General features: G+C 62.8%; 22 protein-coding genes. 16 read left to right on the top strand and 6 right to left on the bottom strand.

The features are described from left to right. The first annotated feature begins 193 nt into the window (after nt 1–193). From AC5J09_RS22925 to AC5J09_RS22905, 5 genes are read left to right on the top strand one after another with little or no spacing between them, the layout of a single operon-like run. Nucleotides 194–3,268 carry an ATP-binding protein gene (locus AC5J09_RS22925; protein ID WP_494298563.1) on the top strand — a complete coding sequence of 1,025 codons (3,075 nt, stop codon included), beginning with the start codon at nt 194–196 and terminating at the stop codon, nt 3,266–3,268. Next, nucleotides 3,252–4,481 carry a YcaO-like family protein gene (locus AC5J09_RS22920; RefSeq protein ID WP_494298562.1) on the top strand — a complete coding sequence of 410 codons (1,230 nt, stop codon included), beginning with the start codon at nt 3,252–3,254 and terminating at the stop codon, nt 4,479–4,481. The genes AC5J09_RS22925 and AC5J09_RS22920 overlap by 17 nt, the downstream gene beginning before the upstream one ends. Nucleotides 4,482–4,488: 7 nt before the next feature. After that, the gene (locus AC5J09_RS22915; RefSeq protein ID WP_494298561.1) at nt 4,489–5,271 is read left to right on the top strand and encodes a TfuA-like protein; all 783 of its coding nucleotides are present in this window, start codon (nt 4,489–4,491) and stop codon (nt 5,269–5,271) included. A gap of 32 nt (nt 5,272–5,303) precedes the next feature. Beyond that, a complete protein-coding gene (locus tag AC5J09_RS22910; protein WP_324761977.1) occupies nt 5,304–6,488 on the top strand; it encodes a gluzincin family metallopeptidase in 1,185 nt (394 codons plus the stop codon). Between the two features lie 21 nt (nt 6,489–6,509). Beyond that, nucleotides 6,510–7,205, top strand: coding sequence for a hypothetical protein (locus tag AC5J09_RS22905; protein ID WP_324761976.1), 696 nt, complete (start codon nt 6,510–6,512; stop codon nt 7,203–7,205). A 28-nt stretch (nt 7,206–7,233) separates the two neighbouring features. On the opposite strand, the gene AC5J09_RS22900 is transcribed toward AC5J09_RS22905, so the two are convergent. The 4 genes from AC5J09_RS22900 to AC5J09_RS22885 form a co-directional block, all read right to left on the bottom strand. Further along, nucleotides 7,234–7,587: an EF-hand domain-containing protein gene (locus AC5J09_RS22900; protein ID WP_411933660.1), complete on the bottom strand. Its 354-nt coding sequence runs from the start codon at nt 7,585–7,587 to the stop codon at nt 7,234–7,236. Between the two features lie 17 nt (nt 7,588–7,604). Continuing rightward, nucleotides 7,605–7,844 carry a glycine zipper 2TM domain-containing protein gene (locus AC5J09_RS22895; protein ID WP_018095373.1) on the bottom strand — a complete coding sequence of 80 codons (240 nt, stop codon included), beginning with the start codon at nt 7,842–7,844 and terminating at the stop codon, nt 7,605–7,607. A 329-nt stretch (nt 7,845–8,173) separates the two neighbouring features. After that, nucleotides 8,174–9,280 carry a hypothetical protein gene (locus AC5J09_RS22890; protein WP_494298560.1) on the bottom strand — a complete coding sequence of 369 codons (1,107 nt, stop codon included), beginning with the start codon at nt 9,278–9,280 and terminating at the stop codon, nt 8,174–8,176. Between the two features lie 220 nt (nt 9,281–9,500). Then, nucleotides 9,501–10,202, bottom strand: a complete 702-nt coding sequence (locus tag AC5J09_RS22885) for a DUF899 family protein (RefSeq protein ID WP_100671632.1) — start codon at nt 10,200–10,202, stop codon at nt 9,501–9,503. A gap of 204 nt (nt 10,203–10,406) precedes the next feature. Here AC5J09_RS22885 and AC5J09_RS22880 point away from each other — a divergent pair, with 204 nt between their 5' ends. The 4 genes from AC5J09_RS22880 to AC5J09_RS22865 all read left to right on the top strand — a co-directional run bounded on the left by AC5J09_RS22880 (nt 10,407) and on the right by AC5J09_RS22865 (nt 15,557). Continuing rightward, nucleotides 10,407–11,159, top strand: coding sequence for a pyridoxine 5'-phosphate synthase (locus AC5J09_RS22880; RefSeq protein ID WP_018095371.1), 753 nt, complete (start codon nt 10,407–10,409; stop codon nt 11,157–11,159). 244 nt (nt 11,160–11,403) lie between these two features. After that, entirely contained in the window at nt 11,404–13,419 is a 2,016-nt protein-coding gene (locus tag AC5J09_RS22875; RefSeq protein ID WP_494298558.1) for an acyltransferase family protein, read from the top strand. Between the two features lie 108 nt (nt 13,420–13,527). Further along, the gene (locus AC5J09_RS22870; protein ID WP_494298557.1) at nt 13,528–14,946 is read left to right on the top strand and encodes an aminotransferase-like domain-containing protein; all 1,419 of its coding nucleotides are present in this window, start codon (nt 13,528–13,530) and stop codon (nt 14,944–14,946) included. A gap of 188 nt (nt 14,947–15,134) precedes the next feature. After that, nucleotides 15,135–15,557 carry a DUF983 domain-containing protein gene (locus AC5J09_RS22865; protein ID WP_275597699.1) on the top strand — a complete coding sequence of 141 codons (423 nt, stop codon included), beginning with the start codon at nt 15,135–15,137 and terminating at the stop codon, nt 15,555–15,557. Between the two features lie 110 nt (nt 15,558–15,667). On the opposite strand, the gene AC5J09_RS22860 is transcribed toward AC5J09_RS22865, so the two are convergent. Next, complete coding sequence (locus AC5J09_RS22860; protein WP_494298556.1) at nt 15,668–16,555, bottom strand: SDR family oxidoreductase; 888 nt, start codon at nt 16,553–16,555, stop codon at nt 15,668–15,670. A gap of 164 nt (nt 16,556–16,719) precedes the next feature. Here AC5J09_RS22860 and AC5J09_RS22855 point away from each other — a divergent pair, with 164 nt between their 5' ends. After that, a complete protein-coding gene (locus AC5J09_RS22855) occupies nt 16,720–17,124 on the top strand; it encodes a winged helix-turn-helix transcriptional regulator (protein WP_324761969.1) in 405 nt (134 codons plus the stop codon). 105 nt (nt 17,125–17,229) lie between these two features. On the opposite strand, the gene AC5J09_RS22850 is transcribed toward AC5J09_RS22855, so the two are convergent. After that, nucleotides 17,230–17,934 carry an aspartate/glutamate racemase family protein gene (locus tag AC5J09_RS22850; RefSeq protein WP_494298555.1) on the bottom strand — a complete coding sequence of 235 codons (705 nt, stop codon included), beginning with the start codon at nt 17,932–17,934 and terminating at the stop codon, nt 17,230–17,232. Nucleotides 17,935–18,134: 200 nt separating this feature from the next. On the opposite strand from AC5J09_RS22850, the gene AC5J09_RS22845 reads away from it, so the two are divergent. The 6 genes from AC5J09_RS22845 (at nt 18,135) to AC5J09_RS22820 (ending at nt 24,310) form a co-directional block, all read left to right on the top strand. After that, a complete protein-coding gene (locus AC5J09_RS22845; RefSeq protein ID WP_003533799.1) occupies nt 18,135–18,599 on the top strand; it encodes an Lrp/AsnC family transcriptional regulator in 465 nt (154 codons plus the stop codon). A gap of 134 nt (nt 18,600–18,733) precedes the next feature. Then, complete coding sequence (locus AC5J09_RS22840; protein ID WP_494298554.1) at nt 18,734–20,002, top strand: NAD(P)/FAD-dependent oxidoreductase; 1,269 nt, start codon at nt 18,734–18,736, stop codon at nt 20,000–20,002. Nucleotides 20,003–20,085: 83 nt separating this feature from the next. Beyond that, on the top strand, nt 20,086–20,928 hold the full coding sequence (locus tag AC5J09_RS22835) for a MurR/RpiR family transcriptional regulator (RefSeq protein WP_494298553.1): 843 nt from the start codon (nt 20,086–20,088) through the stop codon (nt 20,926–20,928). A 214-nt stretch (nt 20,929–21,142) separates the two neighbouring features. After that, nucleotides 21,143–22,603 carry an MFS transporter gene (locus AC5J09_RS22830; protein ID WP_494298552.1) on the top strand — a complete coding sequence of 487 codons (1,461 nt, stop codon included), beginning with the start codon at nt 21,143–21,145 and terminating at the stop codon, nt 22,601–22,603. Then, complete coding sequence (locus AC5J09_RS22825) at nt 22,600–23,259, top strand: aspartate/glutamate racemase family protein (RefSeq protein ID WP_324761966.1); 660 nt, start codon at nt 22,600–22,602, stop codon at nt 23,257–23,259. The genes AC5J09_RS22830 and AC5J09_RS22825 overlap by 4 nt, the downstream gene beginning before the upstream one ends. Before the next feature lie 151 nt (nt 23,260–23,410). Beyond that, entirely contained in the window at nt 23,411–24,310 is a 900-nt protein-coding gene (locus AC5J09_RS22820; protein WP_324761965.1) for an aminoglycoside phosphotransferase family protein, read from the top strand. Nucleotides 24,311–24,337 lie beyond the last annotated feature (27 nt).

Genomic DNA, 24,337 nt, shown 5'->3' with positions numbered 1-24,337 from the left:
ACTGCCCGCCGATTGACATTGCCCTGACGGGCAATCAGCCTTCCCCGAGTCGGTCCCGACACCGCGTGCAGTCAGGGGTGATATTTTCCGCACTCAGGTCGGGATCACGTCGGAAAAATGCGAGGCAGACAGGTCGCCCTTAGGCAGCGCCGCGTATCTGAGCGGACCTGGCAGGCGAATGCGGGAGTGGTGCATGCTGCGCGAGAGCCGGACCAAAACACCACGAGGAGCGGCCGAGCGTGGGAAGCGCCCGGGCGGCTCTTCCGTGCGTGGCGGCGAGCGGCGTATCGTCACGGCGCTTTGCTATGACCTGGTCGGGTCGACCGATCTGATGCACGTGATGGATATCGAGGACTATCAGGAACTGATGTCCGCCTTTCAGCTTGCTTCCAAACAAGCGATCGCATCGCATTCCGGCGTGATGCAGCATGAGGCCGGCGACGGCGGTGTTGCGCTCTTCCCGATCGAAATCGAGGCGAAGGACGCCGCCTCGCTCGCAATCCGCGCTGGGCTCGGGATCGTAGAGGCCTGCAAGCGCGTCGGCCGCGAGGCGGGGCAGGACGATCTCCAGGTCCGCGTGGGCATCGCCACGTCGGTAGCCCTCGTTCGCGAAGGATCCCGCGAAGGCTGGACTCGGGAACCGGTCACAGGCGCGGCGCTTGCCATGGCTGCCCGGCTGCAGGCCATCACGGCCCCGAACAGCGTTCTGGTCTGCGAGGAGACACGTCACCTTGCCGGCAGATCCCATGCATTCGTGTTTCAGGGCAGCAAGGAGCTCAAGGGCTTTGCGGCGCCCGAGAAAGTGTGGCGCGCGCTCGGTCATAAATTGGGAGTGGACCGCTTCTATGCCTTCGGACGGATGGGCGGGCCGCTTATCAACCGCGAGGACGAACTGAATACCATCGGACAACTTTGGGATGGCGTTCTTGCGGGACAAGGCTCCGTGGTCTTGATCCAGGGGGACGCCGGCATCGGCAAATCGCGCCTTCTCAGGGAAATTCGCAGGCGGACGCGCGCCAAGCGTTCCAAGCTTCTCTTCTTCCAGTGCCTGCCCGGCGGTTTCCGCTCGACACTTCATCCTCTTCTGAACAATCTCCCCGAGGCGGCGTCGGGGAGCGGAGGGCAGATGGGTCCGACGGCCGCCGCGGTGGCGGCGCTGTTCGAACGCAACGGTATCAGGGACGCCGCGGTCGTCGATGTCTTCTCCTACCTGCTCGGGGCGCAGGGCAGCCGTCTGCAGTCGAACGAAGATCCGAAGGCGATCCGCGAGAAGGCTCATCGCGCCATGCTCCGTGCATTGGAAGCCGTGTGCCGACGCGGGCCGGTGGTGGTGGCTGTCGAGGACGTCCACTGGATCGATCCGACATCCCGTGACCTGCTTAGCGAAGCTGCGAGGATCATTGCAAAATTCCCCGTCTTGCTCGTTACGACGTCGCGTCCTTCCTATGCTTCGGAATGGCTCGACGCCGCCAACCCGACGCGGCTTGCGTTGCGGCCACTTGATTCGGATGAAACCAGGCTGGCGATAAAGGCAAAATGGCCGGAGCACCGCCTGGCGCTGCTTCCCGATCTCTTCGATGCGACCGAACGGATATCCGGCGGCGTTCCGCTCTTCATCGAGGAGATCTGTCAATGGGTGTCGCAAAATGTCGAGCCCGACACGATGCGCCTGTCGGAGAGCGCCAACCCGTCGCATGTGTCGGCGTTCGAGTCGATACTGGAATCCCGCCTGCAGCAGCTCGGCACGGCCAGGGAGGTCGCGCGCGCGGCGGCAGTCGCCGGCACGCAGGTGACCTTGCCGCTGCTTCGGGCTCTTTTACCCGATTTCGGCAAGAGCGCGCTTGCGAACGCGGCCGATACTCTCTGCGAGACGGGATTCCTGACGCGGATAAGGGTGCCGGGGCGCACCGCCTACGGCTTCCGGCATACGCTGATCCAGGAGACGATCTACAATGCCGTGCTGCGCAAGCAGCGGCAGGTGCTGCATCGGCGGCTCTTCACAGCGGTCGACCAAAATCGTGGCATGGCGGCCTGGATCGATACCGGCGCGCTTGCCGAGCATGCGGAAAGGGCGGGGCTTGTCGAAGAGGCCGTCCCCTTGTTCATCGCCGCGGGGAAGGAGAGTTCGAGCCGGTCCGCAATGATAGAGGCGAGGCAATTTCTGGAACATGCCCTGGATCTTTGCGGCCAATTGGGCGAGAGCGACACAGCCGAACCTCTGAAGCTTTCGGCGTTTACTGCCCTCGGCCCGGTCGTGGCCGGTCTTGTGGGACTTAACTCGCCGCCGGCACGGCGGTTATACGAGGAGGGCGTGGAAATTGCCCGCCGTCGTCCCTTGTCGGAACAGTCGAAGTGGTTTCCGATCTATTGGGGGTGGTGGTTCACCGGATCCGATTTTCGGGTGATGCACGACCGAGCCCTGGAGGTGCGGTCGATGCTGTCGAAGGCCAACGAACCGGAAATCCAGCTCCAGGTCAACCACTGCATTTGGGCGATCGATTTCAATCTCGGCCGCCATCGGGAAACGCAGGAGGCGATCAAGGCCGGCCTGGCGCTCTATGACGAGAAGCGCGCCAAAGAGAGCCGAACGGAATTCGGCGGGCATGATGCGAAGGTTTGCGGCCTCGGCCAACTCGCGCTCTCCCTATGGCTCACGGGGCGCACGAAAGCCTCGGACGCGGCGCTATCGAGAATGATCGCTTTCACGGACCGGATAGCGCATGCGCACAGCAAGGCACACTCCCTGGATACCGAAGCGGTGTCTGCTTTTTACCGGGACGATTTCGAAAGGCTCGTCGAGGTTTCGGCACGAATGGCGGATTTCGCAAAGCGGCACAAGATGCAGTCCCTGTCCGGCCTGTCGATTCTCTTCAGCGGGTGGGCCGAGGCGCACCGCACGAGCCTTGCGAGTGGCCATGCCACCTTTCAAAACGGCCTGGCGCTTCTGCGCGAACTTGGGACGGTGGCGGATCTGCCAATCTATCTCTGCATGCACGCTACCTTGCTGGGTCTCGCCGGCAAGATCGAGCCGGCGATCGACGTCGTTAACGAAGCGATCGGTAGGGGGGAGGAAACCGGCCATGCCTATTGGCTGGCGGAGTTGCACCGATGCCGCGCCATTCTCCGGGCGCGGGCAGGAGAGCGTAAGGATGCCGTCGCCACAGACCTGCGGTGCGCCGTTGAAATCGCGGAAAGCCAAGGGGCGACGGCGCTCATCAGGCGAGCGAGGCATTCGATGCGGGAGCTCGGCATTGCCATCGGGCGCTGAACGAAACGGTGCGAAGTCGAACGAGGGCGCACGCGGCCCCCTCGCTGATCTCTATGCCTCGTTCGTGTCCGCGCGGAAGGCGCCCTTTTCGGATGATCTGGTCGAGGGGAGCCTGGAGCGCTGTCTCGCCGCCCTGCCGCCACTCTGCCGCCGCGCGCGCATCACCCGCCTCGGCGATCTGACGGGGCTCGACCGCATCGGCCTGCCGGTGATGCAGGCTGTCCGCCCCGCCGCGCTTTCAGAGGTCACGTCTCTCGGACGGGGCCTGTCGAGAGCGGAGGCGGCAGTCGGCGCTCTGATGGAATTGCTCGAGCGCTATTTCGCCGAGACCATTCCGGCGGAGCGGACCTTTCTGGCGACGGCCGACCAGCTCGAAATCGCCGACGACCTTTTTGACAACCTCGTTGTTCCGCAGTGGCGCGGGAACTGGCGGCAAAGGACAATTGCCTGGATCGACGGTATCGATGTCGTCGGCGGCTCGGTGCGCCCGGTGCCGCTGGAACTTGTGCATACGTGCTACAGCGAACCGCAGCCGGCCCATGACGGCGTCTTTCTGCGGGCGACCACCGGACTTGCCTGCCATACGAGCCCCCATGGTGCTTTCCTGCACGGATTATGGGAATGCCTTGAACGGGACGCCATCGCACGCGCATTCGCAACGCACGGTTTCTTCGACCGATGGCGCATTGCGCCCTCCGGACTCGGTGACGGGGTGGATCATATCCGGTCACTCGCGGGCGCTCGCGGGATATCGTTTGCACTGTGGCGCGCTCCGTCGCCGGCGGCTGTTGCCGTCGTCTGGTGTCAGACGGTCGAGGCCGGGCTCGGGGAACCCATCCTTGCGTTGCCGACGGAAGGCTACGCCGCCGGGCCCAGCATCGAAATGGCGGCGGCAAGCGCAATGCTGGAGGCGCTCTCGGCTAGGGCAGGGGCGATCTCCGGCGCCCGTGACGACCAGACGAGGGAACATTACCGCAGGAGCACCGATGCCGCGGTGGCGAAGGCCCGCGAGCTCGTCCTCGCCGATGCGGCGGCCAAGCCGGTAGAGCCGACGTCCGCGACGATTCCAGACCCCGGTACATTGGTAGACCGGGTGGTCGAAGCCGGTCTTGGACCTGTGCTGGCCATTCCCGTGGGCGCCGACGAGGAGGCGGGTGTCCATTGCGTGCGAACGGTTCTTCCCGGAGCCTCTCCCTTTTTCGTCCTGCGTTGAGTGTGCGATGGCCGGCCGAGGCGACAATCCGATCCTGGTGTTTCTCGGTCCGACGCTGCGTTTTGCCGAGGCGGAGAAAATCCTCGACGCGATTTATCTGCAGCCGGCCGCCCAGGGGGATGTCCTGCTTGCGGCACATGCCTTTCGACCGCGGGCCATGATTCTGATCGACGGGCAGTTCGAAGACAGACCGGCTGTCCGGCACAAGGAAATTCTCTGGGCGATGGCGCAAGGTATCGTCGTTATCGGCGCCGCCAGCATGGGCGCGCTCAGAGCCGCGGAGCTTGACGCTTTCGGCATGATCGGCGTCGGTCTCGTCTACAGGTGGTATCGGCGCTTCGGACGTGGTCCACTTTCCAACCCTGCGCCCGACGATGCGGTCGCGGTACATTCGGGCCCGCGGGAACTCGGCTTTCCGCCTTTGACGGATGCCCTCGTCGACCTGCAGCGAACCTTTTCCGTGTGGTGGCGCCTGGGTGTCGTCAGTCGTTCGGAACGCGACTGCCTTACAACGTTTGCGCGAAATCTGAACTTCCGGGAGCGCTCGCTTTCTGCGGTCTTGCAGGCGGCGGGCTGTGCTCAGGAGAGAAGCAAGGAACTGCGGGAGCAGATGATCGGACAGAAGAGGCACGACGCGATCCTTGCACTACAGCAAGCACCAAGCCTTCTGGAGCAGCATCGCGGCACGCAGCAAGATGACGACTGGATCGCGACGAACACCTTCCTCCGCGACCTGGAGGCCGGCGGCATTGACTCGAATTTGGTGAACACCTATAAATTGAAACCATAATTTAGGCATTTTCATTCGGGGGGCAGTGTGCGATGCGTCTGCTTCGAGACGAAGCCCTCGAGTCCGGCGATTCCCGTCTGGGCACGCGGTTCTGGATTTTCCCTCAGCCACCCTTCATTCCGGGCTATGAAAAACCGGACCGCGTCTGGCTGCCCATACCGAGGGATGAGATCGGCGAGGGGCCGAGCGACGCGACCATGTATGTCGTCGATCCGCTCGATGACAAGGAACCCTACGGCTTCGACCGGCTGCCGCCGTTTCACGGCGCCGCTCGCGTACCGGTGGGACCGGGTCCGGATCGCCATTTCGACAACCTGTCTCCCGACTCCCGGGCGTTCCTGCCTGTGCATGCCTATGCCTGTGTGCACTTCGTTCTCAACATCTGGCAGAGCTATCTGGGCAGACCGATCCGCTGGTTCTTCGATCAGACCTTTCCGCGGCTGGAGATCGTTGCCTTCGTGAATTGGGACAATGCCCAGGCAGGCTACGGCTTCCTGGAGCTTGGCTGTTCCGACATCGACGGAATAAGGCGGCCCTATGCGCTCAATTTCGACACCATCGCTCACGAGACCGGACATCTCATCCTCCTTTCGGAAACCGGCATCCCGACGGCTGTGTCGCGCGGAGACGACTTCTTCTCCTTTTCCGAGGCCTTTTCAGACCTTGTGTCGCTGATCTCGTTCCTGCACTTCGATTCCGCGATCGACAGGCTGCTCAGGCGGACGAAAGGGAACCTCCTACTCTACAACGAGCTCAACCGCTTCGCCGAGACGAGTCCGGAAACCCAGATCCGTCTCGCCACGAATTTTCGCCGCATGTCAGAGGTCACGCGCGAGGTGCATGACCGCGCACTGCCGTTCGTGGGCGCAATTTTCGACTCGATCGTCGAGCTCTATCATCGCGAGCTTGTGGCACGCGACTGTGCCGACATACGGCTGCTCGATATCGACCTCCGGCATCTGGAGCAGGATGATTTCGACCGGTTCCGTCAGGCAACGGCAGAGGCTTTCCGGATCAAGCCGATGATCTTCGGACTTGCGCTGCGGTCGGCCCGCGACGCGGTTGGGCAGGCGCTGGCAGCCTCGCTGCGGTCGGTCAATCCGGACACCTTGCGGCTGGATCACGCCGCGGCCGCTGTCGTCGCGGCTGCGGATGGAACGGCCGCCGGAGTTCTGGAGGCGAATTTTGCATGGCGTGAAATCATCAGCTCGAGATAGGGGACAGAAAAGGAGAGGAAGATGAGCAATTGCAGCAGCCATCCCGGAGTGGGCAAAGAGCCGGACGGCCTGTCCAAACCAATCTACGATACCTACAATCCGAGCGAAGTACGCCTCTACGGGCGACCGGCAACGCGAGAAGAGATATTCAAGATCACGGACGAGCAGATCCGGCAAAGAATCAAGTCGTCGCTGCGCGAAACTTCGCTTGGGGACGAAGACCTGAATACGCTGGTGAGAATAGTAAAGGAGGCGGCGATCGGAACGGTCGACAACGACGTTCTCGCCGGTATCTTAAAGCAGCAGATCGTCCTCGCCATTTTCGATGATGAGCTGAAGTTCAGTCAGCTTCCGGTCAGCGTCAACATACCGGCGAAGAATTTCGAAAAGGGTGGCGAACGATATATCAAGAGCATCGGCGTGATATACGGCTATGCCTATGAGGGGCATTGCTACAAGTTGCCGAAGCCGCAGATCATGTATCTGCCGGAAGAGCCGCGGGAGATCCTCGGCGGGGATTGCGGATGCGACTGCGGATATGTTCCCGAACTCGGCTACGCCGTATGGCAGATCGACAAGCTCGAGCGCGTCATTGCGCTGGACGTTCGCTCCGACGACGTGAAGACCCTGGTGCTCGACGAGAACATGCCCGGCAGCCGGTCGCCCATGGCCTACGCGCAGACGATGGCGCTGGCTCCGCAACGGCATCGCGACTGAGCATCCTTGGCCGAGCGGCGGCGCTGCCCTATTGGAGGCTGCCGTCGCCGCTTCTGTCGGCTGATTTGAAGTCGGCCATGACCCTGTTGAGGAACTCGGTTCGGCTGAGCTTCCCGTCGCGATCGGCGTCGGTCGCGGCAAATTGCTGCGCGTTCAGAACCTGCGCCACTTCTTCCGAGCGCAGGCTTCCGTCCTTGTTCCTGTCCAGGTTCGCGAAGGCCGAGGTCATGAAGGCCTGGTATTCCGGCCGGTCGACGGCGCCGTTCCCGTCACGGTCGAGACGATTCATCTGACCCTGGTTCATGGCCACCGGCTGATCCTGCGCCGCTGCTGCAATCACCTGGCAAAGCGCGAACACCGCCACGAGGACTGGTCTCTTCATCACCCCGTTCCTTTGGGTCAGGTGCAGGTCAGGGCGCTGCCCGCCGCGCTGCCGAGTACGGCACCGCCGCCCACGGCCCAGAGTTGTCCGGTTCCCGATCCGATGGTCGCGCCGGCCAGACCACCGACGACCGCGCCACCGACGGTGCCTGCGATGCAGCCGAACTCACCGGTCCGCCCCCCGGTCATCGAGGCGGTTTGGCAGCCGGACAAGGCGAAGCAGGCTGCGAGAGCGAGAGCGATCGTGCAATTCTTCATTTCTTCCTCCAAGCATTTCGCCCGTATCAAGTACAGATCGTAGGAGGCGCCATCGAGTGGCGTCGAATGGAAAAGGGCTTCCGAATAACTCCTTCCTAAGAAGAGGATTCTTCTGTTCCATCGGAAGCTGCCCTTCGGCAGAACACGCGGTCCATCCGGAAAGACGTGCGGACTAACGGCAAATACTACCGCTGCCTATGCGTGAAAACAACTCTCGGGCCAGTTGACCACCGATCACCAATGGCAACATATGATGTGGGCCGTGATTATGCCGGGTCATATTCCCGCTCAGCGGCGTCCCACCGGATGAAGAACGCCCTGTGAAGAGTTCAGTGACCGTTGATCTTGTGCGGACTGCTGACCGAGAGGATGAAGAAGGGCTCGTCGCCCTTGAGCGGCTTTAGTTTCTGCTGACAGTTCCACGCCTCCTGGAAGCTTTCGCGCGTCAGCAGCTTGCGGTATTGAGCGGTCGCCGACATGCATCGCATCAGCGTGCTTTGCAGGCCTTCCAGTGCGGCATGGGCATAGATTTCGCCGTCCAGGGCAAAAAGCTGTGCCGCAAGCGAGGTGCTTTCGTAGAGAATGTCGGCCTCGCTATCGAGCCGGTCCGCTGTAATGAAGTCCTGGCGCAGGGGGATGCCTTCGCCGTCATGGGAAAGCGTGACCCGGATGCCGGCCGCAGGCGCATCATACCAGGTGAGCGCTATGGAGAATGCAAGCGCCTGATTGCCCGAAACCGACGCACGGCCGCCGTCGGACGCGGTTGCCTGCCCGAGCGTTCCGTGACGAAGCGCCGCCTCGCGCAACTGCGCGGCAAACCGTCGGGTGCTCTTGTGCTGCGGGCCGGTCACGCTGATGCTGACAGAGGGAAGGCCCCTGACGGCGGCCATAGGACCATTGACGAGCTTGGCCTCGGCATCGATCTCGAGCGACATTTCCGACGCCGGCAGAGGAACGAAAAGGAGAAGCGGCAGCACCGTGAGCACGGCCCAGGGAGAGGAGAAGGGGGCGGGCTGCCAGGGCGGCCTGCGCCCGGACTGCCGGCTGCGGGTGCCTGAGGTATCGTGACCTGAAGACACAGGCACACTGGACGACCGCCGGCGATACTCCGGCACATAGGTCCCCTTCGGCATGGCGATCTGCCATTCTTCGTCTGCGCCGTCCGTTTCGTAAAAGGCCTTTAGCAGCTTGCGCAGCTTGCCGGCATGGACGCGGACAAGCGGATCGCTGTCCGCATTGAATGTCTGGCTGCGTCCGAAAACATCGATGGCAATCGAATAGCCCTTCAACTGGGCGCCTTCACCGAGGATCTCCTTTTCCACCACATAGGCGAGAAACGCGCGCAGCCGCTCGGAGCGTTGAAAGCCCTTGCTATCGAGAATCCGGGCGAGCGCTCGCCGGATCGTCTCATTGCATGGCCTTTCGGCTGGCGTCATCGATGGCTCCAATAAAAGATGCGGCTCAAATTGTTTTAGAACATAAGCAACCTTAGCCTGATTCGAAACTTAGGCCCAAAGATGGTGGTTGTCAGGCCGCGCGTCAAAAAGTCCGCGTTTCGGGCTCCGCAGCAGAAATGCGTGGATTGGCGGGCGCGCAAGGCCGTCGCCTGCACGGTCCTCTATGGACGGGCAGGCGAGGGCGCCTAAAACGGCGCGATCACTGGCCGCTGCTATATTCGAGTTTCGGGTACCAGTCGGCACCTCGTCCCTCTGGCGTGGTGTCGAGCAGGGTCCATAACGGGTCGGGATCGGGTGCGCCGCGCGGATCCTGGCCCGGATCGGCCATCTCGCCGCTGATCTCCGCACTCCAGAAGTGCCGGATCTTTCCGTCTCTCCGCGTGAAGACGGTATAGCCCGGAACGTCCTCATCCTCGGCACTGACATAGTCTCGGGTGAAGGCGCCGTCGCTATCGGAATAAACCTTCAATTGCGTCCAGCCGCGGGCCTTCTTTGCGGCGAGCAGTCTCTCCACGGGCGAACGGGCGACCATGGCGAGTGCCACGCGTTGCTCGATATCGGGCACCTTGCCCTCCCAGCCGGCCATCAGGGAGGTGCACATGGGGCAGGGTCTTTCGCGCTGCGGCCCGAACATATAGCTGTAGATGATGAGGGTATCCTTGTCGCCGAAGAGATCGGCAAGTGTGACGGTTCCGCTCTCACTCTCGAAACGGTAGGTCTTGGTGACTTCGCCGCCCGGCGGCAATCGCCTGCGCAGCTCCGACACCCGCTCGATGTGGCGCCTCAATTCGATCTCCTCGGCGAGAAGCGCGTTACGCGCCCGGCGGTAGTCGGGACTTTCGTTGGGAAAGCGGGCGCGGTTACGCGCTGCGAGTTCCGTAGCGGTGGTCTGCATCGTCATGATCACTCTCCTCCGGTTACTGCGGCATCAATCAATCATCGGCGGTAACGTTGATATCAACCTATCTGATCGCTGTCAAAGAGGCGTCATGTGATGGGGCCGGGCAAAGATCGATTTCGGTTTCCTGAAAACTGCGGTAGAACAGCAGCGTAGCCATCATTCGGCCCCTCGTTCAATTGGGGCGTTTCGTCCGAAAGTTCCGATATGCCTGCAAAGCTCTCCGTAAATCTCAATGCCATTGCCATGCTGCGCAACCGGCGCGATCTCCCCTGGCCGTCTGTGACCGGCCTCGGCCGCACCGCCTTGCAGGCGGGAGCGAGCGGACTGACCGTCCACCCGCGCCCGGACCAGCGGCATATCCGCTTTTCCGATCTCCAGCCGATCCGCGACCTGATCGACGACGAGTTTCCGGCTGCGGAATTCAACATGGAGGGCTTTCCGAACGAGGCTTTCCTCGAACTGGTCGAGCGGCACGAACCCGAGCAGGTGACATTGGTGCCGGACGATCCGGCACAGGCAACCTCTGATCATGGCTGGGATTTTCGCAAGAGCCATAACCTGCTCGGCAACGTCGTCGGGCGGCTGAAGAAGAGAGGTTTCCGCGTCTCGCTGTTTGCCGACGGCGTTCCCGACCCGGAGGCGCTGAAGCTTGCCAAGGAGACCGGGGCCGACCGTATAGAGCTCTATACCGGACCCTATGGCGGCTGTTACGACGATCCGGAAAAGGCGGAGCGGATCGCGATCGAGTTGGGCCGCACCGCGGAGATCGCGATCGGCCTTGGTCTGGCCGTCAATGCCGGCCACGACCTGACCGTCGCCAATCTGCCGTTGCTCGTCAAACACATTCCCGAACTCGCCGAGGTTTCGATCGGACACGGGCTGACGGCCGATGCGCTCGAATACGGAATGGCCGAGACCGTACGACGCTTCCGCCGCGCCTGTGGCGAGACGGCTTAGGGCGACGGATTGGTAGCTCGGCGCGCCTCTTGTTGCGTGTCGCTTTGACGAGGGATTTTCGCGCGTACCTCTTTTGGTGTGAAGCTGCGCGCGCCGACTGCGGGCAGCTGAGGCCAAAAAAAAGCGGCGGATCAACGTAATTGAGTTCAGTTCGGGCTCCACTTGTATTATAGAGGTCACACTACAGCGTTATCGATCAAGTTATTTCGAATAAATTTATTGCAGGTGCTCGAGGATTGCTCAGATGGAGTACCGAAAGGATATTGACGGGCTGCGAGCGATCGCGGTCCTGCCGGTAGTTTTGTATCATGCCGGCATTCCGGGTTTTTCCGGCGGGTTCGTGGGCGTCGATATCTTTTTCGTGATATCGGGGTTTCTGATCACGGGAATACTCCATAAGGATCTTGCCGAAGGTCGCTTTTCGCTTGCTACGTTTTACGAGCGGCGTGCCCGCCGAATATTGCCGGCGCTCTTCGTCGTCGTGGCGACGTGCCTTGCTGCCGGTGTGCTTCTCCTTCTGCCGGACATGCTGGTCGGCCTTGCGCGTTCGGCACTGGCGACAATGATGTTCGCCTCGAACGTCTGGTTCTGGTTCTCCACTTCCGACTACTTCGCTCCAAGTGCGGATCTGGAACCCCTGCTTCATACCTGGTCGCTGGCCGTCGAAGAGCAGTTCTACATCGTCCTGCCGCTGCTCCTCTGGTGGCTCTACGGGAGGCCGCGCAGGGCCGTTCTCGGTGCGCTTGTCGGTCTCTGTATCTTCTCCTTCCTGCTTTCCGTCTGGGCGACGGGTCCCTATCCGCAGGAGAGTTTCTATTTCGCTCCAACGCGGGCGTGGGAGCTTGGACTTGGCATGCTCCTGGCGCTCGGCGTGTTTCCGGCCTGCCGGAAAGCGTACCTGGTCGAGGCGATCGCGCTGTCGGGGATCGCGGCAATCTTCATCGCCGTCGCGCTCTATAGCGCCGCGACGCCATTTCCAGGCATTGCCGCCGCGCTGCCATGTTTCGGAGCCCTGGCGTTGCTCTGGTCGGGCGAGCAACGCCAGACGGCTGTAGCGCGCATTCTGTCCAGCCCGGTGCCGGTGGCGATCGGCCTCGTCTCCTATTCGCTCTACCTTTGGCACTGGCCGATCATCGTTTATTTCCGTTTGACCCTCGGTACGCTGGACCTTCCTTACGCGCAGGCTTCGCTTGCGATAGGCCTTTCCTTCGCCTGTGCCTTCGCGAGCTGGCGTCTGGTCGAAAGGCCCTTCCGTAGCCGGCCGCCGGTTGGAATTTCGCGGCAACGCATTTTCGCCTCCGCGCTCGCCGGCGCTGCCGTCCTCTCGGTCGTTTCAGCAGTCGCAGACCTGCGGGAGGGTTTTCCGGAACGCCTTCCGCAGGATGTCCGACTTGCCTATGCCGGCAGTCGCGATATCGACGCGCGCCGCGGGCGGTGTGACGGCAAGCTGCCTAAGGACGGACTGTGCCGCATCGAAGGCGAAGCAAGTTCGCCCTCGGATCGGAGGAACGACGTGCTCCTGTGGGGTGACTCCCATGCAGGGGCGCTTCTGTCGGGCCTCGATTTCCTGATGGACGGCCGGAAACGAGGCGGCGCGGTCGCCTTCAAGGGCGCATGCCCGCCGATCCTCGGCGTGCAGCGGGTGGATCAGAAACACAGCGGAGATTGCGTCGCCTTCAACGAGGCCATCATGACGATGCTGGAGCAAAGCACCGATTTTCCGGTCGTTGTCCTGAGCGCACGTTGGCCGCTCACAGCGAACGGCAAGCGATACCCTGGCGAGACGGGGCGCCCGGCAGTGCTCGACCGTGTGGACTTCGAGGAGGCGAGCCACGGCACCGCCGAAAACTACGCGATTTTCAAGAGCGAGTTCTTGAAAACCGTTCGGGAGATCCGCGATACGGGACGGCGCGTCGTCATCGTGGACGGGATACCGGAGATCGGCTGGTCTGTTCCGCACGCGCTCGGGCTCCACCGCCTCATCAACGCCGACCTGCCGCCTCCGCCAACGCGGCAGGCGGTCGATGCACGCAGCGCCAAGGCGAATTCGGTCCTGGCGATTGCCGACGAGGACCCGGGCGTACAGCGCGTCAGCGCCGTGCCGCTCCTCTGTAATCCGGTCTGCGCTGTCGAGAAGAACGGCATTCCCCTGTATTCCGACGACGACCACCTTAGCGTCTACGGTGCGATGACCATCGTGCCGAGGATGTTCAAGGACCTCATGCCGAGCGAAACCAATCGCCGGTTCGGGCCCGGCTAGTCGTATCGCCCGAAAGCCGCGCGCGCTCCAGTCTGTCGACCAGGGCGATCTTGCGCGCCAAACTCCGTCCATGCAATATCCATACATTGTAAGACTCGAAAGGCCCCGATGGACGTGGATCGCGTGGAGGTTTCCTGGATGCCGGCGCTCGGCCAAGCGCGAGGACCGCTGTATCTCGCAATTGCCGACGAGATCGCCGCGGACATCGCGGCGGGTCGACTGGAGGGTGGAGTGCGCCTGCCGCCGCAGCGCGCGCTGGCGGCCGCGCTCGGTATCGACTTTACAACCGTCAGCCGGGCCTACAACGAAGCGCGCCGGCGCGGTTTGGTCGAAGGTCGGGTGGGGCAGGGTACCTATGTCACGGCTCGGCGCAGGAGCGCCGCACGTCCCTCATCGGGCGGTCTGGCGGGCGGCCTGCTGGGCGGTCTCGTCGACATGAGCATGAACCTGCCGCCGCTCTTCGACGACCCAGCCCTGTCGGAGAGAATGTGGACGGACGTTGCGGCTCTCGACCAGCGTGATCCCGAACTGCTGATGCGCTACCAGCCCGTCGGCGGCACGGAGCGGGACAGGGCTGCCGGTGCAGCCTGGCTCAAGCCGCGGCTCGGCGACCTTCGAGCCGATCGCTTGGTCGTCTGTACAGGAGCGCAAGGGGCTCTGCTTGCGAGCGTCGGGAGACTGGCGACGAAGGGCGACAGGATCTGCGCCGAGGCGCTCACCTATCCCGGCCTCCGCTCACTGGCGGCGCATATGGGTATCGAGCTCGTGAGCGTCCGGATCGACCGAAACGGGATATTGCCCGACGCGTTCGAGGAGGCGTGCGCCTGGCACAAGCCGAAGGCGCTTTACTGCAATCCGACCCTTCACAATCCCACGACCGTGACGCTTCCGCTCGAGCGCCGCGAGGCGATCGTGGCGATTGCACGCCGTTACGGCGTGGCCGTGATCGAGGACGACGCCTACGGCGCATTGCCCGCGAACCCCGTTCCGCCACTGGCCGCGCTCGCGCCGGACCTCGTCTTTCATATAGCGGGGCTTGCCAAGTGCCTCTCGCCGGCGCTCCGCATCGCCTATCTCGTCGCGCCCGATCGATCGGCGGCAGTCCGCCTCGAAGGGGCGATCCGAGCGACGGTCGGCATGACGTCGCCGCTTTCGGCGGCTATCGCCACGCGCTGGCTGGAGGAAGGAACGGCGCAAGCGGTCCTGGGAGCGATCCGCACGGAAGCCGGCGCGCGCCAGCAGATCGCGATCAAGAGCCTCGAGGACGCCGATCTTCTCGCCGATCGCGAGGGGTTTCATCTCTGGCTGAAGCTGCCCTCCCGCTGGAATCGCGGCGAGTTCACGGCGCAGCTGCGAACGGCGGGGATCGGCGTCGTCGCCAGCGATGCCTTCGCGATCTCCGACCCACCGGAAGCCGTCCGGCTCGGTCTGGGGTCTGCGCGGACACGCGATGAACTGCGGCACAGCCTGGAGGTCATCGCCGGTCTCCTCGCTCAGTCGCCGGCGGCCCGAAACCTCATCGTTTAAGGGTGATACTCCCGTGCGAAGGTGCTGCGTGGAATTGCCGCGCCCCCGTATGCATACAATTCATTGTTATTGTATGGTTTGTATGTCATCTTTTGGGGGTCGACGAAGCGGCTAGTGCCGTCGTCGACGGGAACGTCTCGCAGGCTTGCGGGTTTGCGGGGGCATGCAGAAGACTGAAAGGAAGAACGATGTCGGATCATGAGTGGCCGCCTCTGTCGCCGCTGCATACGGGATTACGAGGTCGCTGCCCCCGTTGCGGCCAGGGGCATTTATTCGATGGCTTCCTGAAGCTCAGGCAAGGATGCGAAGTCTGCGGCCTGGACTATTCCTTCGCCGATCCCGCGGACGGGCCTGCTTTCTTCGTGATCTGCTTTGCTTGCGTGCCGAGCGTGTTTCTCGGCGTGTGGCTGGAGGTGCAATACAACGCCCCCCTTTGGGTCCATCTCCTGGTCACCGGGCCGTTCATGTTCCTGACCTGTATTCCGCCGTTGAGGCCGTTAAAGGGCTGGTTGGTGGCGAGCCAATATTTCTACAAGGCCGAGGAGGGCAGGGTAGCTCGCCGGGCCGCAGCGTCCGCGCCGCAGAGTTCGAGCGAGACCGCCTTGCGCTGAACGTCGACCTCCACCCTCGAATTGGGCCGGAATTCCGAACAGCTGCGCATTCTTCTGCTCCCGTTTTTAAAAAGGCCCGGTCGTTTGCCGGGCCTGCCGCTTCCTCATGTTCAGCGGACGAGTGCCGACTTATTCGCCTCGAGGAAGGAGGCGAGGTCGATGGGGGGCCTTCCGGTAAGCCCGGCGGTGTCGTCGGTCACGATGTCGAAATGTCCTTTGCGGGCATTGGCGTCGAAGGAGACGAGGATCGGGACGAAGAAGTCCGGCAGACCCGCATTCTTGAGACCGCCAGCCAATGCCTCGTCAGAGACATGGACGATCTCGAGCGTCTTGCCGGTGGCCTTGGCAACAAGGTCGGCGATCTCGCCGGTTGTGAGGGCCTGCGGTCCGGTCAGGGTGTAAGTGCGGCTTTCGGTCGAGCTTGACTGGAGAGCGGAAGCGGCGGCCGCGGCAAGGTCACGGCGCCCGATGTGGGAAATACGGCCATCGCCGGCGGAGGAGAACCATTGTCCTGCCGCGAGCGCGTGCGGGAGCGACAGGAGCAGGTTTTCCATGTACCAGGCGTTACGCAGGATCGTGTAGGGAATTCCCGTCGCCTTGATGGCTTCTTCGGTGCCGAGATGATCGGACGCGAAAGGGATCACCGAGGTTTCCGGCTGCGGCATCGACGTATAGAGGATGTGCTTCACCGCCGCCTTCCTGGCCGCTTCGACGGCGGCAAGGTGCTGCTTCAGACGCTTGCCTGGTTCGTCGAGAACATCCGTCGAAATGATGAGTATGCGGTCGGCGCCGGCGAAGGCCCGCTCGAGCGAGGCCGGATCGTCGAAGTCGGCGGCACGGGTCTCGACGCCCTTCGCTGCGTAGTCCGCCAGTTTGGCGATGTCCCGGCTGGTGGCGGTAATATCGGCCGGCTTCGTCTTGCCGGAGGTCAGGAGCGCATCGAGCACGAGTTTGCCGAACTGTCCGGCGGCGCCGGTTACGAGCAGTCTTCCAGACATGTTTTTCCTTTCGTTTCCACTCCAGCGCGTTGTTCAGCATGTCCTGTCGACATGAGCTCATCCCGAAAGCTGGTCTCTTTTTGAGAGTTGCTCTTATCCCGTGATCTGCTAAGAGCTGTAAAGGAGGCAGTTTTTTCTGCCGTGGTTACGGAAAGGGTACCGCCATGACCAGGGCGTCGGGCACGTTGAAGGGCGAGCGGGTGGCAGTCGTCTGCGGCATGCCTATGGACATCGACAATTGTCCGGTGCGGGACGTGATGGACAATATCGGCGGTAAGTGGAACTCGCTGATGATTCTATCGCTCGCCGACGGTCCTTTGCGCTTCTCGCAGCTCAGGCGGCTCATCCCGGACATTTCACAGCGGATGCTGACCCAGACGCTACGCGATCTGCAGCGTGACGGTTATCTGCGCCGTACCGTTTACCCGACGCAGCCCCCGAGCGTGGAATACGGCCTCACGGATCTCGGGCGCTCGTTTCTTGACGTGCTAAGGGTCTTCGTCGACTGGTCGCTGGAGAACCACCAGGCTATCCGGCAGGCGCGGGCGGAGTACGACGACACGCCATAGGCGGATTGTCGCCACGGGCCTGTGGCATCGCCACACTCATGGCGATCGGTATTGCTCTCGGTGCTGCGGTGGGCCTGCTATATCAGCGCCTTTCGGCGGTGCAGCTTACTGCCGGTCGCCAAGCGAGAATTCGACCGCCGCCTCCGCATGGATGGCGGTGGAATCGAAGCCCGGGAGCGGCAATTCGGCCGGATCGAGAAGCAGGCAGATTTCGGTGCAGCCGAGAATGACGGCGTCCGCACCCTCCGCCTTTGCTTTCTCGACGAGCCCGATCATTGCCGAGTGCGAGACGTTCAGCACCTGGCCGGCGCAGAGCTCGTCGAAGATCACGTTGTGAGTGAGTGTCCGGCCATCCGCATCGGGTACCATCAGGTCGATATCATGTGTGTTCATGCGCTCGGCATAGAAGCCGTGTTCCATGGTGTAGCGTGTGGCGAGCAACAGGGGCTTGCGGCTGCCGGCGGCCTTCAGGCGCAAGGCCGTTTCGTCGATGATGCTGATCAACGGGACGTCGACGGAGGCACGCACCGCGTCGGCAATGATGTGCATGGTATTGCTGCAGATCAGGATGCAGTCCGCGCCGCCGGCGACGAGCCCGCGGGCGACATCGGAGAGAAGCAGGGCGGCGTCGTCCCAATGGCCGGCTCTCTGCAGGTCCACAATCCCCTGGAAGTCGACGGAATGCAGAAGCACTTCCGCCGAATGTAATTTGCCGCGTCGCTTGCGCACGGCCTCGTTGACCAAGCGGTAATAGACTGCCGAGCTTTCGAAGCTCATGCCGCCGATGAGGCCGATTTTCCGCATTTCCATCGTCATTCCTGCTGCTGCCCTTTGGCCGTCGGGAACGCTTCGCCACGTTCCCCGTTCCATTGCTAGATTATCGTGCGGGCCCGGTTGCATGTGTTTGCTTTGATCGGCGCTTGGCCAAATTTTAGCAAGCCGTTTGCGCCCGAATCCAGATGCCGCGAAAAATTTCGGCGCACTCTATGGCAAGAGCAAGGAGTCGGAGCGTGCTTGACGAGAGAGACCGGAAGCTGCTCATGCTTCTGCAGCAGGATGCGAGCGTCGCCATGGGCGACCTTGCCGAGAGGGTGAGTCTTTCGCTTTCCGCCTGCTCGCGGCGCATTCAGCGGCTGGAGGAGGCCGGCTATGTCACCCGGCGCATCGTCGTCCTCGACCGGGAAAGGATGGGCGTGCCGACCACGGTTTTTGCGCTGATCAAGACGGCGCATCATTCCGACGACTGGATCGAAAAGTTCCGCAGGGCGATCAGCGACATTCCGGAGATCGTCGAGGCGCACCGGCTGACCGGCAATTACGATTACATCGTCAAGGTGGTTCTGCCGCGGGTCGAACACTACGACGTCGTCTACAAGCAGATCGTGCGGAAGGTGGAGCTTTTCGACGTTTCCGCGTCGATTTCGATGGAAGTCCTGAAAAGTGGTACCGCAGTGCCCGTCGGCTATGCGGAGTAGGCCGCCGAAACGTCCGGCGAAGACCATTCGCGGATGCAATGCAGCCATGCCGGGCAACGGCTTGCGCTCCCGCGTGTGGAGTTCAACAGTGTTGCCAGCTCGATGTGAGCGGATGAGGAACAGGACGGAAGACCATGCAGGAAAGACATCATGTCGTCGTGGTCGGCGGAGGTTTCGGCGGGCTGCAACTCGTCAACGACCTCAAGGGTGCGCCGGTCAGGGTCACGCTGATCGACCGGCGCAATCATCACCTTTTCCAGCCGCTGCTTTACCAGGTGGCGACCACGGTGCTCGCAACCTCGGAGATCGCATGGCCGATCCGCCGGCTCTACCGCGACCGACAAGAGGTGACGACACTGCTCGGCGAGGTAGCGGGCGTCGATACGACTGCGAAGGAAGTGACGCTCGTGCATGGGCAATCGATCCCCTACGACACCTTGGTCCTGGCGACCGGCGCAACGCACGCCTATTTCGGACATGACGAATGGGCGGCGGTCGCGCCTGGGCTCAAGACCCTGGAGGATGCGACGACCATTCGCCGCCGCGTGCTCATCGCCTTCGAACAGGCGGAGGTGGAGGAGGACCCCGCCAGGCGCGACGCACTGCTGACCTTCACGATCATCGGCGCAGGACCGACCGGGGTCGAGCTTGCGGGCATCATTGCCGAAATGGCCCATAGAACGCTGCCCGGCGAGTTCCGCCGGATCGATACCCGTCTGGCCCGCGTGGTGCTCGTCGAAGCCGGCCCGCGCATTCTTCCCGCCTTCAGCGAGGAGCTTTCCGCCTATGCTTCCCGCGAACTGGAGAAACTTGGCGTCGAGGTGCTGACGGGCACGCCGGTGACCGACTGCACCGAGGAGGGGGTCACGATAGGCGAGAGCTTCGTCGCGAGCCGGACGCTCGTCTGGGCGGCGGGGGTCCAGGCCTCGCCCGCCGCCAAATGGATCGGCGCCGACGCGGACCGCGCCGGCCGCGTTAAGGTCGGGCCCGATCTGACCGTGGCGGGCCATCCGGACATCTTCGTCATCGGCGATACGGCATCCGTCATCCAGGAAGACGGCAAGCCGGTGCCCGGCATCGCGCCCGCGGCCAAGCAGCAGGGGGCCTACGTCGCCCAGGTGATCCGTGGCCGCTTCACGGGCTCTCCGGCGCCGGGGTCGTTCCGCTACCGGCACCAGGGAAGCCTGGCCACCATCGGCAGGCGCGCGGCGATCATCGATTTCGGCCGGATCAAGCTCAAGGGGTCGCTTGCCTGGTGGATCTGGGGCATTGCCCACATCTATTTCCTGATCGGTACCCGCAGCCGCTTTGCCGTGGCCTGGAGCTGGCTATGGACATATCTGAGCGGCCAGCATAGCGCCCGACTGATAACGCAGAAGGATACGCTTCGGGAGGAAAGGTGACCGCGGGGCGGATCTTCCATCTATTGCCAAGGCCGGACGAAAATCGGACAGTCCCGTGAAACGACAGTTTCATGGGAGTGCCAATGGCCGCCAAAGAACGATCCTTCCTCGCTCGCGTCCGCGAAATTCTACCCGAGTTGCACCCGGCCGAGCGGCGGCTCGGCGATTTCCTCTGTGATTTTCCGGGGGAGATAGCGAGCTATTCCGCGCAGGAGCTGGCGGCTTTGGCCCATGTGTCGAAAGCGACCGTATCGCGCTTCGTTCAGCGCCTCGGCTACGAAAACTACGAGGAAGCGCGGCGGCACGCGCGCGCGGACAAGCAGACCGGGTCGCGCCTCTTCCTCGCGACCGCCACCGATGCCGACGGCCGGCAATCGGTCGCAGCGCATGTCGCCCAGGGCGTCGCCAATCTCGAAGCCACGTTCCTCGCGGTCGGCGAGGCTGAGATCGATGCGGCTGCCACAGCCATCCTGGAGGCCCGCAAGGTGTGGGTCATCGGCTTTCGCGCCAGCCATTCCTTTGCGACCTATCTGCAATGGCAGCTCACGCAGGTGATCGAAAACATCGCTGCCATTCCCGGAGGCGGGCAGACGCTCGGCGAGCATCTGGTCAGCATCGCGCCCGACGACGTCGTCGTTCTCTTCGGTCTGCGGCGCCGCGTCGCTATGATGGAGCAACTCATGGCGCAGGTGGAAAGAACCAAGGCGAAGTTGCTCTACATCACCGATGAAGGCGTGCCTCTCCTGAGCGGTGCGGCTTGGCACTTCCGTTGCCAGACCCTGGCGCCGGGGCCGCTTTTCAACCATGTGTCGGTGATGGCGCTCTGCCATCTCCTGACCACACGCTGCATCGAGACCGCAGGCGTTGCCGGCCGGAACCGGCTGCGCGGTATCGAGGCACTGAACGACACGCTGGAAGAGCTGTGAGCCCGCGCAGTACGGATCGCAACGGCTTGGCGCACGAAGCTCGCCATCGATAGGCCCCGGCCGGAACGCCATGTTCGTGGAGGCCAAGCCTGCCGGAAGGGCAGGAATTCCTCTCCGTCGCCCCCTGTGGATTCAGGGCTATGAAACTGCAGTTTCTTGATGTATGATTGAGAAACTAAGTTTTCACGCTCGTTCAACCACAAGGGGAACAACAATGGCAGCGGAAAATATGGTGCCGACCGGCGGGAGTTCGCCGGTCATTCGACAACTGGAATCGGCTTTCACCAAAATCGGCGTTACCGGCGCGCACAAGCAAATTCTCGCCCTCGTCCTGATCGGTTGCCTGTTCGACAGCTTCGAACAGAACACGATCGGCGTCGCCGGCCCCATTCTCAAGGAGCACTGGGGTCTTACCGGCACGGATATCGGGTTTCTCAACACGATCACCTTCGGCAGCGCCGCGGTCGGGCGATTGCTGTCGGGCATTCTCGGCGACCGCTACGGCCGGCGGGTGATGCTGACCGTCAATCTCCTGCTCTTCACCATCGGCTCGGCGGCCTGCGCGATGGCGCCGAACTTCACCATGCTTTGTTTTGCCCGCGCGATCGTCGGCTTCGGCGTCGGCGGCGAAATCTCGACGGCGGTGACGATGCTCTCGGAATTCTGCTCGCCGAAGTTTCGCGGCACGGCGGCGGGTCTCGTGAATGTCGGCGCCGGCGGGTTCGGCAACTTCCTGGCGCCGGCATTCGGCCTGCTGATATTTACGCTTTTCCCGGGAGAGAACAGCTGGCGCTGGCTATTTGCGTCGCTGGCGCTGCCGGCGCTTCTGGTCGTCTTCTATCGCCGCTTTGTACCGGAGACGCCGCGGTTCCTCGCCTCGAAGAACAGGATCGGCGAGGCAAACAAGGTACTGTCCATCCTTGCCTCAGGCTCGTTGAAACCGCGCAATCTCGTGGTGCAGGAATACCTGACGACAGACCATGTGACGGACGAGGCAACCGAGAAGAGCGACTGGCGGGAACTCTTCCGCGCACCCTTCATCGGGCGGACCATACCGGTAGCGATCGCCATTCTCATGAGCTATGGCGCGCAATTGTCGGTCTTGACGCTGATGCCCGTCATCTTCGTGTCGATGGGCTATACGCTCTCCGGCAGCCTGCTCTACAGCATGATCATCCAGAGCGGCAGCGTCCTCGGTGCGATCGCCGCTTCGATGTTCGGCTACTATCTGCCGCGCAAGAAGGTGCTGACCGTGGGTGCGGCGCTCGCCTGCCTTGCGGCGGTGTCGATCGTCGCTCTCGGCACCAATATCTACCTCGTTCTCCTGTTCGGAGCCATCTTCCAGTTCTTCGTCCTGCTGCTCAACACGTCGATCTGGATCTATGCGCCGGAACTGTTCCCTACGAGAATTCGCGCCTTCGGGGTGGCCCTCATTCTGGCAACGGGATCGGCGGCCGGCTCGTTCGTGCCGACGATTTCCGGCATGCTGTTCGACAGCTACGGAATGATCGGCGTCTTCGGGCTTGCTGCGGGAATGTATGCGGTCTTCGCATTTTGCATCCAGCTTGGCCCGGAAACTTACGGCCGATCGATGGAGGATCTCTCGCTACCGGCGGAGGCCGATCAGCCCAAGGCGGCGCAGCAGGGGCCAGTCGTCGCGGAGCTCAGAACGTGAACTCCCATCTCCTGCTGATCAACCCGAACAGCTCGCAGGCGACGAGCGAGATGATGGCCTCCATCGCGCACAAGGCTGCGAACGGACGCCTGGCCGTGGCAAGCGCCACGGCCAGGCGCAGTCCCCGCATGATCCTGAAGCCGGACGAACTGGCAGCCGCCGCCGACGAGGTGGTGGAAATCGGCACCAGGCACGAGCCGGGCTGCCTCGGGATCATCGTCAGCGCCTTTGGCGATCCCGGCCTTGCCCTGCTCCGGGAGCGTGTCGGCATTCCCGTCGTGGGCATCTGCGAAGCTTCGATGCTGGAGGCTTCGCGGGATGGACGACGGTTCGGCGTTGCAACCACGACGCCCGACCTCGCAGATGCGATCGCAGAGCGGGCACGGCATCTGGGGCTGTCCCAACTCTACTCCGGCATCCGCTGCACGCCAGGCGATCCGCTCGCCGTATCCAGAGACGAGGAGCGCCTGCGCTCCTCGCTCTGGCACGCAGTTCGCGCCTCCGTCGACCTGGATGGGGCAGAGGCAGTCATCATCGGCGGCGGCCCGCTCGGACAGGCGGCCGAGCAGCTGCAGCCGCTATTCGATGTGCCCGTCATCGGCCCTATCCCGTCCGCCGTAACGCGGGTTCTCGGGCTGTTGCAGGTCGATGCCTGAGCGCAATTTCCGGGCGGAACTTGGAAACCGTCACGTTTCATGATCTTAATTCGGTCCAGCCGGATCGTTCCGCCGTCTCATTGAGCCATCGAAACGATCCTGCTCCTCCCGGCAGTCTACCAATCACCGTGATCAGGGAAGCGGACATTCGATGTCTTCCGCCGAAACGCCTGAAATCAGTACAGCTCTCGTCGAACAGTTGATTTCCGAGCAGTTTCCGCAATGGGCGGACCTGCCGATAAGACCGGTCAAGTTCGGTGGGTGGGACAACAGGACCTTCCACCTGGGCGACGATATGAACGTGCGGTTGCCGAGCGCCGCCCATTACGCGCTTCAAGTGGAAAAGGAGCAGCACTGGCTGCCTCGCCTTGCGCCGTACCTGCCGTTGCCTATTCCTGCGCCTTTGGCCATCGGGCGGCCGGGCAGGGGCTATCCGTGGCATTGGTCCGTCTATCGATGGCTCCCGGGCGAGACCGCGACCCATGCGTCCATCGCCGACCTCGGCAGTTTTGCGACGACCCTCGGTGAATTCCTGGCTGCCCTGCAACGGATCGACGCGCGGAGCGGTCCGCCGCCCGGACAACACAATTTCTTCCGAGGCGGTCCTTTGGCCGTCTACGACCACGAAACGCGCCGGGCACTCGAAGCGCTCGAGGGCAGGATCGACGTTGCCACCGCACGTGTGGTGTGGGAGCTGGCGCTTGGCTCCGCATGGAACAATGCTCCGGTCTGGTTCCATGGCGATGTTGCCTCCGGCAACCTCCTGGTCGAAAACGGCCGGTTGAGCGCCGTGATCGATTTCGGCACGTCCGGCGTCGGCGATCCGGCTTGCGACCTGTCGATCTCCTGGACGATGTTCGATGAAACAAGCCGCGCCGCATTCCGGGACGCCCTTCCGCTCGACGAAGAGACCTGGGCGCGTGGCCGTGGATGGACCTTGTGGAAGGCGCTGATCGTTGCCGCCGAGATGCCGGGCACCGATCGGCGGGAAATCGAAAAATCGCGGCGGGTCATCGATGCGGTTCTGTCAGATCACCGCCGCTATGGGTAGCGAACTTCATTCCCGCGTCCTGTTGAC

The sequence above is a fragment of the Sinorhizobium sp. genome, assembly GCF_059070375.1.
Note: the sequence above shows the minus strand (reverse complement) of the source record. Positions and strands in the feature narration are given on the sequence as shown.